This is a genomic window from Bizionia hallyeonensis, assembly GCF_042657385.1.
Taxonomy (GTDB): domain Bacteria; phylum Bacteroidota; class Bacteroidia; order Flavobacteriales; family Flavobacteriaceae; genus Algorimicrobium; species Algorimicrobium hallyeonense.
In genome coordinates this window covers 304654-323333 of the sequence record NZ_JBHSLA010000001.1, presented here as the reverse complement: position 1 = coordinate 323333, position 18680 = coordinate 304654, and the positions used below count along the sequence as shown (strand labels likewise).

14 protein-coding genes are annotated in these 18680 nt (G+C 34.6%); 10 read left to right on the top strand and 4 right to left on the bottom strand.

From position 1 onward, the window contains the following. The first annotated feature begins 2 nt into the window (after positions 1-2). The 4 genes from ACFPH8_RS01500 to ACFPH8_RS01485 all read left to right on the top strand — a co-directional run bounded on the left by ACFPH8_RS01500 (position 3) and on the right by ACFPH8_RS01485 (position 5540). Complete coding sequence (locus ACFPH8_RS01500; protein ID WP_376858178.1) at positions 3-2000, top strand: fumarate reductase/succinate dehydrogenase flavoprotein subunit; 1998 nt, start codon at positions 3-5, stop codon at positions 1998-2000. A gap of 11 nt (positions 2001-2011) precedes the next feature. Beyond that, positions 2012-2758: a succinate dehydrogenase/fumarate reductase iron-sulfur subunit gene (locus tag ACFPH8_RS01495; RefSeq protein ID WP_248396413.1), complete on the top strand. Its 747-nt coding sequence runs from the start codon at positions 2012-2014 to the stop codon at positions 2756-2758. 78 nt (positions 2759-2836) lie between these two features. Next, positions 2837-3751, top strand: a complete 915-nt coding sequence (locus ACFPH8_RS01490) for a M20/M25/M40 family metallo-hydrolase (RefSeq protein ID WP_376858177.1) — start codon at positions 2837-2839, stop codon at positions 3749-3751. Positions 3752-3767: 16 nt separating this feature from the next. After that, the gene (locus tag ACFPH8_RS01485; RefSeq protein WP_376858176.1) at positions 3768-5540 is read left to right on the top strand and encodes a MutS-related protein; all 1773 of its coding nucleotides are present in this window, start codon (positions 3768-3770) and stop codon (positions 5538-5540) included. Positions 5541-5665: 125 nt separating this feature from the next. Here the strand turns inward: ACFPH8_RS01485 and ACFPH8_RS01480 are convergent, their stop codons facing one another. Further along, complete coding sequence (locus tag ACFPH8_RS01480; protein WP_376858175.1) at positions 5666-7792, bottom strand: S46 family peptidase; 2127 nt, start codon at positions 7790-7792, stop codon at positions 5666-5668. A 154-nt stretch (positions 7793-7946) separates the two neighbouring features. Between ACFPH8_RS01480 and ACFPH8_RS01475 the strand changes: the two genes are divergently transcribed. The 3 genes from ACFPH8_RS01475 to ACFPH8_RS01465 all read left to right on the top strand — a co-directional run bounded on the left by ACFPH8_RS01475 (position 7947) and on the right by ACFPH8_RS01465 (position 10466). Then, positions 7947-9089, top strand: a complete 1143-nt coding sequence (locus tag ACFPH8_RS01475) for a methionine aminotransferase (protein ID WP_376858174.1) — start codon at positions 7947-7949, stop codon at positions 9087-9089. Between the two features lie 84 nt (positions 9090-9173). After that, complete coding sequence (locus tag ACFPH8_RS01470) at positions 9174-9683, top strand: hypothetical protein (RefSeq protein ID WP_376858173.1); 510 nt, start codon at positions 9174-9176, stop codon at positions 9681-9683. Between the two features lie 3 nt (positions 9684-9686). Continuing rightward, positions 9687-10466, top strand: coding sequence for an amidohydrolase (locus tag ACFPH8_RS01465; RefSeq protein WP_376858172.1), 780 nt, complete (start codon positions 9687-9689; stop codon positions 10464-10466). Here ACFPH8_RS01465 and ACFPH8_RS01460 read toward each other — a convergent pair. Next, positions 10453-12063, bottom strand: a complete 1611-nt coding sequence (locus ACFPH8_RS01460; RefSeq protein ID WP_376858171.1) for an Ig-like domain-containing domain — start codon at positions 12061-12063, stop codon at positions 10453-10455. The genes ACFPH8_RS01465 and ACFPH8_RS01460 overlap by 14 nt on opposite strands. A 56-nt stretch (positions 12064-12119) precedes the next feature. Beyond that, positions 12120-12797, bottom strand: a complete 678-nt coding sequence (locus ACFPH8_RS01455) for a ComF family protein (protein WP_376858170.1) — start codon at positions 12795-12797, stop codon at positions 12120-12122. A gap of 155 nt (positions 12798-12952) precedes the next feature. On the opposite strand from ACFPH8_RS01455, the gene ACFPH8_RS01450 reads away from it, so the two are divergent. The 3 genes from ACFPH8_RS01450 (at position 12953) to ACFPH8_RS01440 (ending at position 16706) form a co-directional block, all read left to right on the top strand. Further along, positions 12953-13837, top strand: coding sequence for a hypothetical protein (locus tag ACFPH8_RS01450; RefSeq protein WP_376858169.1), 885 nt, complete (start codon positions 12953-12955; stop codon positions 13835-13837). Positions 13838-13900: 63 nt separating this feature from the next. Continuing rightward, positions 13901-15442, top strand: a complete 1542-nt coding sequence (locus tag ACFPH8_RS01445; protein WP_376858168.1) for a glycine--tRNA ligase — start codon at positions 13901-13903, stop codon at positions 15440-15442. 241 nt (positions 15443-15683) lie between these two features. Further along, positions 15684-16706 carry a hypothetical protein gene (locus tag ACFPH8_RS01440; RefSeq protein WP_376858167.1) on the top strand — a complete coding sequence of 341 codons (1023 nt, stop codon included), beginning with the start codon at positions 15684-15686 and terminating at the stop codon, positions 16704-16706. A 7-nt stretch (positions 16707-16713) separates the two neighbouring features. Here ACFPH8_RS01440 and ACFPH8_RS01435 read toward each other — a convergent pair whose 3' ends face one another. Continuing rightward, positions 16714-18678: a heavy metal translocating P-type ATPase gene (locus tag ACFPH8_RS01435; RefSeq protein WP_376858166.1), complete on the bottom strand. Its 1965-nt coding sequence runs from the start codon at positions 18676-18678 to the stop codon at positions 16714-16716. Between the last annotated feature and the right edge of the window lie 2 nt (positions 18679-18680).

The window sequence follows — 18680 nt, the reverse complement described above, 5'->3', positions numbered from 1 at the left end:
ATATGGCTTTAGATTCTAAAATACCAAAAGGTCCACTTAAAGATAAATGGACTAATCATAAAAACTCAATCAATCTGGTTAACCCAGCAAACAAGCGTTTAATAGACGTTATTGTTGTAGGTACTGGATTAGCTGGAGGTTCAGCAGCGGCAACGTTAGCGGAATTGGGTTATAACGTAAAAGCTTTTTGCTTTCAAGATTCTGCCAGACGTGCGCATTCTATAGCAGCACAAGGCGGAATTAATGCCGCTAAAAATTATCAAGGTGATGGTGATTCAACCTACCGTTTATTTTATGATACGGTTAAAGGTGGGGATTACCGTTCGCGTGAAGCTAACGTATATCGTTTAGCTGAAGTATCTGCTAATATTATTGACCAATGTGTGGCACAAGGTGTTCCTTTTGCACGTGAGTATGGTGGATTATTAGATAACCGGTCATTTGGTGGTGTATTAGTTTCCAGAACATTTTATGCAGCTGGTCAAACAGGTCAGCAATTACTATTAGGCGCTTATTCGGCATTAAATCGTCAAATTGGTCGTGGTAAAGTAAAAATGTACAGTCGCCATGAAATGTTAGACGTTGTTATTGTAGACGGAAAAGCACGTGGTATTATTGCTCGTAATTTGGTTACAGGTGAAATAGAACGTCATTCAGCACACGCAGTTGTTTTAGGAACTGGTGGATATGGAAACGTATTCTTTTTATCTACAAACGCCATGGGTTCTAATGTAACGGCCGCCTGGAAAGCTCATAAACGTGGTGCTTACTTTGCTAATCCATGTTACACACAAATTCACCCAACTTGTATTCCTGTTTCTGGAGATCATCAATCAAAATTAACCCTAATGTCCGAATCGTTACGAAACGATGGACGTATTTGGGTTCCAAAACATAAAAAAGACGTTGAAGCTATTCGTGCTGGAAAATTAAAACCAACACAATTGGAAGAAGCCGATCGTGATTATTATTTAGAACGCCGTTATCCAGCCTTTGGTAATTTAGTGCCTCGTGATGTTGCATCGCGTGCCGCTAAAGAGCGTTGCGATGCTGGTTATGGTGTAAATGCTACGGGCGAAGCGGTTTATTTAGATTTCGCATCTGCATTTATGCGCTACGGAAAAGAGCAAGCCCACGTAAAAGGATTAGATGAAAATGATGATGCACTTGTTAAAAAATTAGGGCAAGAAGTAGTGAAAAACAAGTATGGTAACTTGTTTCAGATGTATGAGAAAATTGTTGATCAAAATCCATACGAATCACCAATGATGATTTATCCAGCCGTTCACTATACCATGGGAGGTATTTGGGTAGATTATAATTTGCAAACTACCGTACCAGGATTATATGCTATTGGAGAAGCAAACTTTTCGGACCACGGTGCTAATAGACTTGGTGCCTCGGCATTAATGCAAGGTTTAGCAGATGGTTATTTTGTATTACCTTATACAATAGGTGATTATTTAGCGGATGATATTAGAACAGGCCCAATTCCTACAAATTCAGCAGCATTTGATGAAGCTGAAAAAAGTGTTCGTGATAATATTGAACACTTAATTAATAATAACGGAACGCATTCTGTTGACCATTTCCACAAACGTTTAGGAAAAATTATGTGGAACAAATGTGGTATGGCGCGTAATGCAGAAGATTTAAAATCTGCTATTGTAGAGATTGCGGAGCTGCGTAAAGAATTCTGGAAGGATGTTCGTGTACCAGGAACCAATGAAGAGTTTAATGAAGAACTTGCAAAAGCATTACGTGTTGCCGATTTCCTAGAACTAGGTGAGTTGTTTGCTAAAGATGCGCTTTTACGTGAAGAATCTGCCGGTGGACACTTTAGAGAAGAATATCAAACCGAAGAAGGTGAAGCACAACGTAGAAAGGAATTCCAATACGTTTCAGCTTGGGAGTATAAAGGTGAACCAAAAGACGCTTTGTTACACAAGGAAGATTTGGTTTTCGAAAATATTGAAGTGAAAGAAAGAAGTTATAAATAAGAAGGAAAGCTATGAATTTAACGTTAAAAATATGGCGTCAGAAAAACGCTAACGATAAAGGAAAATTGGTTGAATATCCAATTAGTGATATTTCTCCAGATATGTCTTTCCTAGAAATGTTAGACGTATTAAATGAAGGTCTAATTAATAAAGGTGATGAGCCTGTAGAATTTGATCACGATTGTCGTGAAGGAATTTGCGGAATGTGTTCATTATATATTAATGGGGAAGCCCATGGTCCAGATCGTGGTGTAACTACGTGTCAATTACATATGCGTATGTTTAAAGATGGCGACACCATTGTTATTGAACCATTTAGAGCAACAGCATTTCCTGTAATTAAGGATCTAGTGGTTGACAGGTCTGCTTTTGATCGGATTCAACATGCAGGTGGATTTATTTCCGTAAATACCTCCGGAAACACCATTGATGCTAATGCTATTCCTGTTAACAAGCACGATGCCGATACCGCATTCGATTCAGCCACTTGTATTGGTTGTGGCGCCTGTGTAGCGAGCTGTAAAAACTCATCGGCTATGTTATTTGTGGGAGCTAAAGTATCGCAGTTTGCTTTATTACCTCAAGGTAAAATTGAAGCAACAGATCGTGTTTTAAACATGGTTAAGCAAATGGATGAAGAAGGTTTTGGTAACTGTACCAATACCGGAGCCTGTGAAGTGGAATGTCCTAAAGGAATTTCATTAGAGAATATTGCACGTATGAATCGTGAGTATTTAAAAGCAAGTTTAAAAGGATAAAAATTTTTAATTAAAACAAAAAAATCCCAAGTTTAATCTTGGGATTTTTTTGTTTCTTTATACTTATAATTTATACTAATGACTCGCATTAATTTTATTCTGTTAACCGCCTTTGTTTTACTGTATTCCTGTAGGTCTTCAGGGCAAATAAATCAACCTTATAGTTTTAATTCTGACAATCTACTCCATCATGTTAAGGAATTATCATCTGATGCTTATGAAGGCAGACGAACGGGGACAGCTGGAGCAACCAAAGCAAAAGCGTATATCATTAAGCAATTAGAATTACTTGAAGTTATACCTTTAGTTCCAAATCTTGAACAGCCTTTTACATTCGAGAGTCGAAATAAATCCTATAATGGCGTCAATATTCTTGGATCTATAAAAGGAACGGAATATCCTGATAAATATATTGTATTAACGGCGCATTATGATCATGAAGGGATTAAAAATGGCCAAATTTATAATGGCGCAGATGATGATGCATCTGGAGTTAGTGCCTTATTTGCTTTTGCGGAATCTTTTAAAAATAATCCACCAAAACACTCTGTAATTTTAGCCTTTTTTGATGCCGAAGAATTGGGGCTTCAAGGGTCTAAATACTTTGTAGATAATTCAATTGTACCAATAACCTCTATTATCCTTAATATCAATATGGATATGGTATCGCGCAATGAAAACCAAGAATTATATGTTACCGGAATTAAAAGCCATTCGCACTTGGAAACGGCTTATACAGATCGTAAAATAACGGAAGGTGTAACAGTTATTGCTGGACATGATGGAACAGATGGAAAACAAAACTGGATGTTTGCTTCGGATCACGCGCCTTTTCATTTAAAAAAGATTCCGTTTTTGTATTTTGGTGTAGAAGATCATGAAGATTACCACCAGCCAACAGACGTTTATGAAAACATCCATCCAGAATTTTATAAAAATGCTGTAGAAAGCATTATTAGTATGTTTTATCTTATAGATGCTATGACATTCTAAAAGTTTAATTTTTTCTATGAAACACCAACCAAACGCGTATTACAATAAACAATTAGAAAACTATCAAACCGCTGTAAAAACGTTTAATAAAAAGCTTTTTACATTTAGCATGTTGCGTTTGGGTATTTTTTTAGGAACGGTATTAGGCGTTTATCTTACGTTTCAAAATTGGCAAGTTGCTTTAGGAGTAGGAGTTGTAGGGGCTTCAGTCTTTATTTTTACACTTGCTAAATATACCGACATTAAATACCAACGTAACCTTCATAAAGCTTTAGTGACTATAAATGAAGATGAATTGGCTATAGCTACGGGTAATTTTCATGAGCGATTAGATGGATTAGAGTTTCAAAATCCAACACACTTTTATAGTTTAGATATCGATTTGTTTGGGAAAGGGTCCTTCTTTCAATTTATAAATAGAACTTCTATTAAGGAAGGTGCTAAAACACTTGCAAACGCTTTAAATGCCAATGATATTGACAACGTCAAATCTCGACAAGAAGCCATCAAAGAATTAGCCGATAAACCAGATTGGCGTCAGCATTTTTCGGGTGTTGCATCGTTGATTCATGTGGAAACACCAGCTGTAAAAATCATTGAGTGGTTAAAAAGTCACCAGATATTTCTACCAAAAATGATGGCATGGTTTCCCTTGGTATTTACCGTAGCTTCTTTGGCAATTGTAGGACTTGCCGTACTTCAAGTTATTGCACCTATTTTTGTGTTATTATGGTTGCTTTTAGGACTAACCATTACAGGAGTTTACTTAAAGAAAATAAACAATCTGGCTAGTAATACGGATAAAGTAAAAGACACTTTTAGACAGTATGCAACGCTTTTAAATCAGATAGAACAGGAAACATTTACCTCTAGGTTATTAAAAGATAAGCAAGAACAGATTCAATTAAAACATCAAAAAGCATCCGAAATTTTTGCCAAGTTCTCCAAACATTTAGATGCCTTAGATAATCGGAATAATTTTATCTCCGCACTTTTAGGGAATGGTTTTTTGCTAATCGATTTAAAAAATAGTTATAAAGTAGAGCAGTGGATTGCCCAATACCATGAAACGGTTGCACATTGGTTTGAAGTGGTTTCTTTTTTCGATGCCTATAATAGTTTAGGGAATTATGGGTTTAATCATCCAGATTATGTATTTCCAAATATTGTTACTAAAGAAACCACCATTGAAGCAAAACATTTAGGACATCCTTTATTAGATGCGAAAAAACGGGTTGCTAGTGATTTAACCATAAACAACCAGGAGTTTTTAATTGTAACTGGTGCTAATATGGCAGGGAAGAGTACGTTTTTAAGAACGGTTTCCTTACATATTGTTATGGCAAATGTGGGTTTACCAGTTTGTGCTGCGTCAAGCAATTACCAACCCATTAAGTTAATTACAAGCATGCGTACCAGCGATTCGCTAACGGATGATAGTAGTTATTTCTTTTCCGAATTAACACGCTTAAAATTTATTGTAGACGCTATTCAAGAGGAACCGTATTTTATTATTCTAGATGAAATTTTAAAAGGAACCAATTCTACTGATAAAGCCATTGGTTCTAAAAAGTTTGTTGAGAAATTAGTAGCTTCCAATGCCACGGGGATTATTGCGACTCACGACTTAAGTTTATGCACGATTGAAACCGAACTAGAGCCCGTAAAAAACTACTATTTCGATGCGCAAATTATTAATGACGAGCTCTTGTTCGATTATAAATTTAAAAAAGGCATTTGCCAGAATATGAATGCGAGTTTTTTATTGAAGAAAATGGAAATTATTTAATGTGAAAGACCTGACAGATTTTTGAAACCTGTTAGGTCTATTTTATTTTTTTCAGATACTAAAAAAGCCTCACAATTCCATTATTTCAGGATTGTAAGGCTTTACTTTTTATTTATTTGAACAAATTAGTTCTTACGTTTTTTCTTGTTTTTAGACTTACTTTTTCCACTTTTTGGATGAACCAAAGTCATTTCATCAATTAAATGTTTGGCACCAGCATATTTATCAACGATGAATAAAACGTAGCGTAAATCGACCATAATATTTCGGCAAATTTCTGGATCGTAATTCATATCACTCATGGTACCTTCCCAAACGCGATCAAAATTTAAACCCACTAAATTTCCATGAGCATCAATAGCTGGACTTCCAGAATTTCCACCAGTTGTGTGGTTGGTTCCTAAAAAGCAAACGGGTACTTTTCCATTACTATCAGCATATTGACCGTAATCTTTTGCCTCGTATAAATCGATAAGTTTTTGTGGTACATCAAACTCATAATCGCCAGGAATATACTTTTCAATCACACCATCTAAATAACTCACAGGACTATAATACACGGCATCTCTTGGCGAATAACCATTAACTTGACCATAGGTAACACGCAATGTTCCGTTAGCATCTGGAAAGTAGCGTTCGTTAGGTAAAGCTTTCATAAGCGCCGTCATGTATTCCGTTTGAAGCGCTGTAATGGGATCGTTTTTTTGTTGGAATTCTGGATTCAGGTTATTGAAAAAATCATCAATAAGCGGTTTCGCATAGCTGTAAGCGGCATCGTTATTTAATTTTTTAATCACATCATCTGCCGAACCTTCAAAAAGTGCTAATGCCGAATCTAAATTCGTAAATGCCGTCGTGTCATAAATGGAAGCGTTTACATTATCTGAATAAAAAGGCATCACATTCTCAAACACACCTTTGTCTACTTTTACATCGTAATTTTTATGAATTCCTTCTAAAACACCTGTTATATAAGCACGATTTTTATCCATACTTTCTGGATCGCGTTGTAAGGATTGCTCCACTTGGTAAGCTCTAAACGTCATGGTCATTAACTCATTAGTCACCAAAAACACTTCAATAAAATTTCTGCGTTTAATATTTACCTCTGCAAAATCTTTATATAACCTGTCAAAATCTGGTAGAATATGACCGTATTTTTCTTCTAGCCCTTTTTCTTTTAATGCTTTGGTAAAGGTTGCTTCAAAATCACGACGTTCGGCAATGGCATTACTCTTTTTAATACCTAAATTTTCACCAATCCACTTTTTCCAAGCGTTCGCAATACGTGCTTGTTTAGAGGCATATTTTATCCGAACATCATCATTCACTTTCATTTCAGCATCAATTACTTTTAAGGACGCTTCACGTATAGCAATATTACTCGGATTAAATTCTTGGGTAATATGTTCAATAGCTACAGCTGGTAAATATTCATCCGTTGTTCCAGGGAAACCGAAAACCATAGTGAAATCGCCTTCTTCAACACCATCTAAAGAAATTGGTAAGTGGTGTTTTGGTTTGTAAGGTACGTTGTCTTTACTGTATTCGGCTGGACGATTATCTTTATCAGCATAAATTCTGAATAAAGCAAAATCACCTGTATGTCTTGGGAACACCCAGTTATCAGTATCACTACCAAATTTGCCAATGCTGGTTGGAGGTGCGCCAACTAAACGCACGTCATTAAAGCGTTCCGTTACAAATAGAAAATACTGATTTCCTTTGTAAAACGACTTTACTTTGGTGTCTTGCCAAGCCTCTTTAGTCACTTTAGTTTGTAATGTATTGGTGTTTTTATCAATAGTAGATTGTTTTTCTCTTTCAGTCATGGCATCCGTTACGCCGTCTAGTGCTTGCGTTGTCACGTCTTCAATACGTACTATAAATTCAATATAAAGACCATCATTTGGTAATTCGTCCTCCAGATTCATAGCCCAAAAACCATCTTTTAAATAATCGTTTTCTAAAGATGAATGCGATTGAATCTGTCCAAATCCACAATGGTGATTGGTTAGAATTAATCCTTGATCCGAAATCACTTCGCTTGTACAACCACCATTAAAATGGCCAATAGCATCCTTAAGGCTGGAGTTGTTAACATCATAAATGTCTTTAGCAGTTAATTTGCTGCCTAAAGCAGTCATTTCGTCTTCATTCATACCTTCTAAAAGCGAAGGAATCCACATACCACCTTGCTGTGCTGATGCTTGAAAAACAATAAAGAGAACTAATAATCTAATTAATTTCATAGTATAAAAATTTTGAATTCCTCAAAGATAAAAAAGTTATGGTTACTTATTTTACTTCTGCATTATTACTTCCCTTATTCAGGCATTTTTAGTGTCCCGATTTATAATGGGTATGAATGGAGAAGTTAACACATAACTTATTATATTTACAAGTATGAGACATATTTCCAAACTTCCGCAGGTTGAGACCAGTATTTTTTCCGTGATGAGTGCTTTAGCTCATACACATGGTGCAATAAATCTATCACAAGGCTTTCCAAATTTTAAAAGCGATCAGAAGTTGATTGATTTAGTCAGTCAGGCTATGAATTCCGGTTTTAATCAATATGCACCAATGGCTGGGAATTTAGAATTGCGAGAAGCTATCTCTAAAAAATTCGAATTACTTTATAACACCAGTTATAATCCTGAAACTGAAATAACGGTTACAGCAGGAGCAACCCAAGCTATTTACACTATTATTTCTGCCTTTATTCATGCAGGTGATGAGGTGCTTATTTTTAAACCTGCTTATGATTGTTACGAACCTGCAATTACAATTAATGGCGGAAAACCTGTTGCTATTCAATTGGTAACTCCTGGTTATTCTATAAATTGGGATGAGGTAAAACACCAAATTTCCGACAAAACAAAAATGATTATCATTAACACGCCGCACAATCCAAGTGGAACGGTTTTGACTAAAGGTGATATGTTGAAACTACAAGCTTTAACCGAAGGCACTAATATTTTGGTATTGAGTGATGAGGTGTATGAGCACATGATTTTTGATGGTTTAAAACACCAAAGTGTCTGTTTGTTTTCAGGTTTAAAACAGCGCAGTTTTATTGTGGCTTCGTTTGGGAAAACATTTCACAATACAGGTTGGAAAATGGGGTATTGCTGTGCGCCAAAACAATTGATGGAAGAATTTCAAAAAGTGCATCAGTTTAATGTTTTTTCTGTAAATAGCGCCATGCAAAAAGGATTGGCAGATTATTTAAAAGAACCCAATTATTATTTGCAATTAGCCGATTTCTATCAGGAAAAACGCGACTATTTTTTAAATCTCATTGCGGATTCTAATTTTAGGTTTAAACCTGCTCAAGGAACTTATTTTCAGGTGCTTGGTTATGCTGAAATTACGAATGAACATGATGTGGACTTTGCCAAAAAATTAACAGTCGAAAACGGTTTAGCATCCATTCCGTTATCCGTTTTTAATTTGGAAAATAAAGATGATAAGGTGCTGCGATTTTGTTTTGCAAAAACCGACGAAACTCTTAAAAAAGCAGCTGATATTTTAAACAAATTATGATATGTTAAACTATTTATAAATAAGTAACTCGAAATGTAAAACTGAACATAAATTGTGTAACCTTTAATGTAAAAATTAGAAGTTATGAAATATTTAAAAACATGGTGTTTGGTTGTGTTGATTGGCGCAAGTTCTTGTGGGGCAAAACATGAGATAATTACAGATTCTGGAAAAAAATATGAAGTAAAAGGAAACACGTTTTATCATCAAGGAAAAGAGGTGACCGATAAAATTTCGGCTGAAGAAAAAGACCACATTGTAACAAAATTAAATAAAAAATTAGAGACTGAAGCCGAAGTAGCTTCACAGCAAAGAGCTTTAAAAGAAGCTAGGATCCGGGCTGAAAAGGTCCAGAAAGAAGCTAGAAAGGCTGAAAAACAAGCCAAAGCATTAGATAAAAAGTTAAAGGCAGAAGCCAAAGCGCGTAAGAATTATATAAAAGCTAAAAATAATTTAGATACTGCTCAAAAAAAATATAATAGACTTCGCAAGAAGGGAGATTTATCGCCTAACGAGGAAGCAAAATGGACAAAAAGATTAAATAAGTTGTCTAATCAAATGAAAAAAGCTGATAAGGCATTAAATAAACTATAATACATGTGTAACGAATTGAACCTAGCCATTATCCAAACACATTTAGTTTGGGAAGATCCGAAAGCAAATAGAGGACATTTTGAAACAAAAATCCAAAGTATTAAACAACCCGTGGATGTAATTGTGCTTCCGGAAATGTTTACAACAGGATTCACCATGAACGCACAAGCAGTTGCTGAAAGTATGGATGGAAAATCCGTAAGATGGATGCAGAAGCAAGCGGCGGAATCGGGAGCTGCCATTACCGGAAGTCTTGTTATTGAAGAAAACAACAAATTTTATAATCGGATGGTTTTTGCATTTCCTGATGGTGCTATTACAACCTATGATAAACGTCATTCATTTACCCTAGTTGGCGAGGACAAGGTGTTTACGGCTGGGCAAGAAAAAGTTATTGTGAATTATAAAGATTGGAATATTTGCTTACAAATTTGTTATGATTTACGCTTTCCCGTTTGGGCTAGAAATACAACGGATTACGATGCTTTAATTTATGTGGCAAATTGGCCAAAACCACGTGTTGCTGCTTGGGATGCTCTATTAAAAGCACGTGCTATAGAAAACATGTGTTACTGTATTGGAGTAAATCGGATTGGTGAGGATGACGCCCAAAATGAATATTCAGGCCATTCAGCAGTGTATGACGTGTTAGGAAATAATATTACACCTATCAGACCTCATAAGGATCATATTGAGGTTATAACTTTAGATAAAACCCACATTAATCGTTATAGAAATAAATTGAAATTCCTAAACGATAGGGATCAATTTAAAATAATGTAAACGTGTAGATATTATCGAAATTGGAACGAATATCTAGTTTGTCTTTATAATAGCTAACGCGTTCTGGTTGTGTATTTTTAAGGTAGTTTCCAGTATCGTATTTTTTATTCTTATTGGTATCATAAATAACACGTAAATAGAAAATACCCGGTTTTAAATGTCTAAAATCAATAGGCTCGGGTTTTTCACTATATTGTTCGGCTATAACTTCGCCTTTATCATCAGTAATTTGTGCAATAATAGGGTAAGTAGCGTTTTGTAAAATTACACGAGCATTCCCATAATCTGAATACGTTTTTGTGTTTAATTGATAGTTTAATGTATCGTTTTTATTATCAAAAAAGTCCGTTATAGCCTCCGGCAATAATTGAATTTGGTATTTTTCACTTTCTTTTTTCTCAAAATTCAAAATATAGCTATTGGTTAACGAATCTAACTTGACGTTATAATCAACCGCAATCGAATCTTTATCCAAAATGGTTACTTTACTTTTTTCAAATTTGGTAAAAGGAACAACATTGGTGATTTTAAACTCATCATTAAAATTTAAAAGGCTTTTTGGTTCGACTTGAATATTCATGGTGTCCCGTTTCTGCTCGCTTATTTTTACATTAAAATTTTGATTGTAATTTAAATTGCTAACATTAAGTTGAAGTGAATCTGCTTGTAGTCGTGGTTTATACCAGTAATATAAAGAATCGGCTTTTGCATCTTTAGTAATACGAGATTCAAAATTATTAGGGACGGTTTCAATCGTTTTAATTTGCATGTTTTCATAATCGCCTTCATAAGGGAAAACAATTTTTTCGCCAGAAACTAAACGAGGTCTTATAATTTTTGGTTCTAAATCTTCTGAAAATAATTTTAAAGTAAAGGCCGTCGTGGAATCCACAGGAACGTTTATAAATTCTTCATGAAAAGCTATTTTGTCTGTTTGAGGCTGAAATTTATAATCTTGGTTATTATCTTTTAGTGCTATCAGTTTGTATTTACCGGCTTTTAAGTTTTCTAGAGAAAAAGTCGTGGCACTATCTAGTGTGTTGGTAACGTATCTTTGGTTTTGCTTGAAAACGATAGAGTCTGTAAAAGTAGAATCTGCTTCGTATAACATGACCGAGATATAATCGTCAGGTTTTCTTAAAGTAGCATCTACAATAATTCCTTTTACAGAAAGTGAATCAATGTAATTCCCTGTTGAAAACACGTATTTATAAAATGGATATGGATTTTCTTCATTGTTATCTACAATACTATTTCCAAAGTTAAACGCGTAAGTTGTATTTGGCGCTAATGTATCTTTAATAGTAATTTTTATATACTTGCTAGCACTAGAAAGCGGAATAATATCTGGTGCAGGATCCATTGGAGGCGAAATAATAAGCTGTTTGGAGACATTTTTAATTTTGACATACTCGTCGAAATAAATCTTTATTTCATTCCCTGTGAAATTGGTCGTGTAATTTTCAGGTTCTGATTTGGTAATTTTTGGTGGTATTATATCCTTTATGCCACCACTTGGAGTACCGCGATTGGCACAACTAGCAATTACTAAAGCGACTAAAACAACTATTATTATTTGAGAAAACGCTTGACGCATACCTACTTTTCTTTATTTGCAAATAAACAACATATTTATCATTAACGAAACATCCATTATGCTATTGCCATGGTAGCAATGCTAATTCGAACTTGCGCATTTTTTAATAACACAGTTCCACAAGCCTCCATGGTGGCACCTGTGGTTATAATGTCGTCTACCAAAAGGATGTGTTTGTTTTGAATTTTATGAGCATTTATAACGTTAAAAACCTCTACATTATATAACCAACGCGTTAATCTGTTTTTAGTAACCTGCGAGCTCGTGTTGGAAACTTTTACGAGAACATCATCCACGTACTCTGCTTGTAAACTTTTAGCTAATTCCTGACCAAATTTAGCGACTTGATTATAACCGCGTTTCCGAAGTTTGTTTTTATGTAATGGAACCGGAATGACTATATCAATATTTTGGTATTCAGCAAGGCTTTGAAGTTCACCTCCAAGCCAGCCTCCTAAAAAAACGCCTATTTCCTCAAAACCTTTATATTTTAAGTTGTGAAGTAAATTTTGGGTAATTCCTTTCTTTTCAAAACGCAATAGGGCCGTAGCAGTTTCAATGGGTAAGCGGCCATAGAAAACCTTTAATACGGTATCATCCCGATTAAAATGAAAATTGGTAACTGGAAAATCGTGCCTACAAGCTGTACAAGCATATTGTTCATTATCGTGCAACAAACCATTGCAACTATAACAAACTTTAGGAAAGAATAAAGCGAGTAATGAATGAAACAAACTAATTATTTAATTCTAAATATATTACAATGTTTTATCAAGGCATAACAATTTGTTACTTAAACAAGAACTTTAACAAGTTTATTTTCTGTTTATCGATTAAAAAGTTGATTTTCAATCTTTAATTTTAGATTTGCTCCCATAATTTAATTAAGATGATAGTTAACCCTCAATTATTTAACTACAAATTAATTATTGGATCGTTGGTAATAGCCATTGTTGTATTAGGGTCGTATGGTTTAACGAGTTACAAAACATTAAAAAGTCAAGAGGAATTCATGGAACAAGAAATTAAACTTGTTCAGAGTGAGTTGTCTAATATGATGAAACTTCATGACTTTCAGCGTGTTGATAATAACGAGTTAACAGCACAGTTGCAGCTTTCAAAATCTAAATTGGAAACAACTTTAGATTCTTTGAACTTGGTAAAAACGGATTATCCTTTAATTACAAAGTATAAAGATGATATTGCTACACTCATTGAAGAGCGCAAAATACTATTCAATAAAATTGCACGCCTTTTAGATAAAAATGAAGCCTTAAATGAAGCTTCTAAAACCAATAGCTTAAAATTGGAATCTAGTCAGGTAGCTATAGCAGCATTAACAGAACAAAATTTAGAACTTACGGCTTTTGTTGATAGAATTTCAACTCTAACGCTCGATAACCTAAAAGTTAAAGCTATAATTACCAATCCATTGGAATATAACGTAGAAACGACCAAAGCACGTCAAGCTGATAATATGGAAGTTTGCTTTACGGTATTAAAAAACGAATTTTCATCCAAAGGAAATAAAGAATTGTATGTTCAAATTATTGGCCCAGATAATACTATTGTGTCTAGTAGAGGTGTCATGGAATTTGGACAAGAAATACTTGCGTACAGCGGAAGAACGGCTATTAATTATATGAATGATGACATTGCTGTTTGTGCTAAAATTAATGTTAATCAAGAAAAGTCACTAAAAAAAGGGGATTATTTAATTTCCGTTTTTCATGATAATAAAGTGCTTGGTTCTTCAAAAATTAAACTAAATTAATTAACCTATTATTTTTTTCATAAAACCGCTCATTTAGTTGAAGCGGTTTTCTATTTTTGCACTATGGCAAACAATGACGATCAATTCAAGAAAGTAATCTCTCACGCAAAAGAGTATGGTTACGTATTCCAAAGTAGTGAAATCTACGACGGACTAAGTGCAGTATACGATTACGCACAAAATGGCGCAGAACTTAAAAAGAACATCCGCGAATACTGGTGGAAAGCCATGGTACAAATGCATGATAATATTGTAGGTATAGACGCCTCCATTTTTATGCATCCAACCACATGGAAAGCCTCTGGACACGTAGATGCGTTTAATGATCCGTTAATAGATAACAAAGATTCTAAAAAACGCTATCGTGCCGATGTTTTAATTGAAGATTATTGCGCAAAAATTGAATCAAAAATAGATAAAGAAGTTGCAAAAGCTGAAAAACGCTTTGGTGATGCTTTTAATAAAGAAGAATTTATAAGTACCAATCCAAGAGTAGTTGGTTATTTTGAAAAGATTCAGACCATTTTAACGCGAATGGGGAAGTCTTTAGAAGCTGAAGATTTGGTAGATGTTAAAGCACTAATTGAAGAATTGGAAATTGCGGATCCACTTACAGGTTCTAAAAACTGGACAGACGTTAAGCAATTTAATCTGATGTTTGGAACTAAACTTGGTGCATCGGCAGAACATGCTATGGATTTATATTTACGTCCTGAAACGGCACAAGGAATTTTTGTCAACTTTTTAAATGTTCAAAAATCGGGTCGTATGAAAATTCCGTTTGGAATTGCCCAAACTGGAAAAGCGTTTAGAAATGAAATTGTAGCAAGGCAATTCATTTTTAGAATGCGTGAATTTGAACAAATGGAAATGCAATTTTTCATTAAGCCAGGAACACAAATGGAATGGTTTGAGTACTGGAAAGAAACACGTATGAAATGGCATTTGTCATTAGGTATGGGAGCCGATAACTACCGTTTTCACGATCATGAAAAATTAGCGCATTATGCGGATGCTGCAACGGATATTGAATTTAAATTCCCTTTCGGATTTAAAGAATTGGAAGGTATTCACTCTCGTACGGATTTCGATTTAAAACAACACGAAGAATTTTCAGGTAAAAAATTACAGTATTTTGATCATGAAGATAATGCGAGTTATACACCATACGTTTTAGAAACATCCATTGGTTTAGACCGTATGTTTTTAGCGGTATTCTCCAATTCTTTAGTTGAAGAAGAACTAGAAAACAACACAACCCGAACCGTTTTAAAATTACCAGCAGTTTTAGCGCCGGTAAAAGCAGCTATTTTACCATTGGTGAAGAAAGATGGTTTACCAGAAATTGCGCGTCAAATTTTTGATGATTTGAAATGGGATTTCAATATGGATTATGACGAAAAAGATGCTGTAGGACGCCGCTACAGACGTCAAGATGCCAACGGTACTCCATTTTGTATTACAGTAGACCATGACACGTTGGAGGACCAAACGGTAACTATTCGTCATCGGGATACTATGGAGCAAAGTCGTGTTAAGATTTCCGATTTACGCGATATTATTAAAAAAGAAGTAGACGTTAAAGAGTGGTTAATGAAAATGTAACCAACACCTGTAAAAACAGGTGTCTTTAAAGTATTTTAAATAACGAACTTTAAAAACTCCCAAGCATTTTGCTTGGGAGTTTTTGTTTTCACTAACCCAAAAGCGGTGTTCACGCATTATTGTTTTTTATAATTTTATGAATTTTAGATATTTCAACATCAAACCGATATTTGCTTTTATGAAGTTTTTTTACACAATTGTTTTTATTTTATTTTTTGTTTCTAGCTATTCTCAACAAAATATGGATACCATTTATGGTAATCCTAAATCTGTTAGGGAAGATATTCAATTAGTAAATAGAAAAATGTTAAAAAAATCCAATGAGAATTATGGAAATATTTTCAGAAACACATCTATTTATAGAAGTAAAAGCTTGTCAAATTTTTTAAGAAATATGCATGAGAGTCATATTAATTGCTCTAGAGAATTCAACACAGATGGTTTAAAAATATATGAGGAGTGGTTTGATATATCTGGTGTCACTGAAAGACGCTTTTATTTTAAATACGATAATAATAAAAACCTAATTGAGGAGAAAGAAGTCTATTTTGATGATGAATACAGTGTTAGAAAGTTGCATTATAATAAGAAAGGAAAATTAATTGCATCCAGTTATTACAATAGTTGGGAACCAAATGAATTTGTGCATTGGTATTATATTAGAAATGTTAATGGTATAGTTATTAAGACCATAAGTATAGATGAAGATGGTGAGCCAAATTCTATTGAAAATGTGCTGGATCAAAATGGAAACGTTGTTAGAATAATTAAAAATTATACTCCTAATTGGATAAATGAGGATAATACTGAAATTCATACTACTAAATCAATTTCTATATTGAAAAAGTTTGATTATGATAAAAACGGGAATAAAACACATCAGTTAAATTATAATACCTCGGAAGATCGTGTCTATTCAAAATATGCTTTCAAATATGATAATGAAAACAGGTTAGTTGAAGAAATCGTTTATCCATATCCTAATGACTCATCAAAACACAATCGTACGTTATTTGAATACAATAAAAGTGGTTTTATAGTTTATCAAAGACAGCTTCGCTCAATGGATTCTTTGCGCAACAAATCGATTCAAATTTTTTATAATTCAGATAACTTTATCGTAAAATCAATTGTAGATGAAGTTTATAATATTAACTACAAATACAAATTCGACAAAAAAGGAAACTGGACTGCCATTACCAAAATAGTAAACGATGAACCCCTATATATTTGGACACGTAAAATAAAATATTATAAAGATTAGTACACATTTAATCCTCCTTATAAGCCAACAAACGCAAGGCATTTATAACAACCACAACCGTAGAGCCTTCATGAAATAATACCGCAAGTCCAATATTGGTTAGTCCTAATATGGTTACTGGCACCAGAATGGCAACCACACCCAAACTGATAAAAATATTTTGATTTATAATACGTTTGGACGCACGACTTAATCCAATAGCAAAGGGTAACATTTCTAATTTGTCGGACATTAAAGCCACATCAGCTGTTTCTAGAGCGACATCGCTTCCGGCTGCTCCCATAGCAATACTTACTGTACTTAATGCCATAGCGGGTGCGTCGTTTACACCATCGCCAACCATGGCGACTTTCCCATCGCGTTCTATTAATAAACGCATGGCATCTACCTTATCTTCAGGCAATAAATTACCGCGACTTTCAGTCAAGCCAATTTGTTTGGCAATGGCTTTTCCAACACTTTCATGATCACCAGTAAGCATAATCATATTTTTAATGCCAATTTTTTTAAGCCGAAGTAGGGTGTTTGCTGCCGTTTTTCTTGGAACATCCATAACACTTACTAAACCAATGATCTGATTTTGATAACCAACAAGCATCACGGTTTCGCCAGCTTCCAACTGTTGATTAAATTGCATTTCAACGGCTTTAGGAATGGTAAATTGCTGATCGGTCATTAAACGGGTATTACCAATGTAAACTGGTTGGTTTTTATAAAGGGCTTCAATACCTTTCCCTTGAATAGCACTAATGTTAGAGGCTAAATTAGCAGCTGCTAATTGCTCTTGTTCTTTTATAGCTTTTGCAATTGCTTTTGCTAATGGATGATTACTCAAGCGTTCCACTTCATAAAGTAATTGTAGCAATTCTTTTTTGTCAAAATCATTAAAAGCAACCACCTGTTTTAAACTCGGCTTACCTTCGGTTAATGTCCCCGTTTTATCAAAAGCAATGGTTGTAACACTTCCTAAATCCTCCAATGCTTTACCACCTTTTATTAAAACGCCTCGTTGGGCCGCGCGTGCAATACCACTTAAAACGGCACTTGGTGTTGAAATGGCTAAAGCACAAGGACTGGCAGCTACCAATACCGTAATGGCACGATATAAACTGGTTTCAAAAGATTCATCAATTACTAAAAATGCAAAACATAAAACAGTCACTAAAAGAATAACGATTGGCACATATATTTTTTCGAATTTTTTGGTGCGCCTTTGTGTTGGCGATTTCTGCGTTTCTACATCATTCACCAAACTAATGAGTCGAGAAACAGTAGAATCCTTTGTTAGTTTTAGCACGTGAACTTCTAATGCGCTATCGCCATTTATGGTTCCAGAAAAAACGATGTGACTTTTATCGATATCAGAAAAGTTGGGTATTTCTTGATCCCTTGGAAAGGGACTTTTATCAACTGGCATGCTTTCGCCAGTAATTGGTGCTTGGTTTATGCTGCTGATACCTTTAATGATAACACCATCGGCTGCAATTTTAGTATGTGGTTGCACAACAATAGTGTCGCCTATTTCTAAATCTTCAATGGGAATTTCTTTTAATGAATTTCCATTCTTTAACAAAGCGGTTTTCGCTGATAAATTTCCTAAAGCCTTTATAGATTTTTCGGCTTTGTTCATGGCGTAATGCTCGAGAGCATGTCCTAAACTAAATAGGAATAATAAAAGCGAACCTTCTGCCCAACTTCCAATATAAGCAGCACCTATAGCTGCGACAATCATTAGAAAATCAATTTCAAAAAGACCTTTGCCAATTTTTTGAATAGCTTCTTGCGTAATGAAATAGCCACCAAAACCGTAAGATATTATATAACAAATTAGATGTAAATAGGTTTCTAAATTAGCCCATGTATCCAAGCTAAATCCAATTGCCAGAAACAAACCGGACAACATTGAAAAGTATAACTCCGTGTTTTTGCCAAAAATAGCTTGGGTATGCTGATGGTTGTGTTTATCTGCCATAG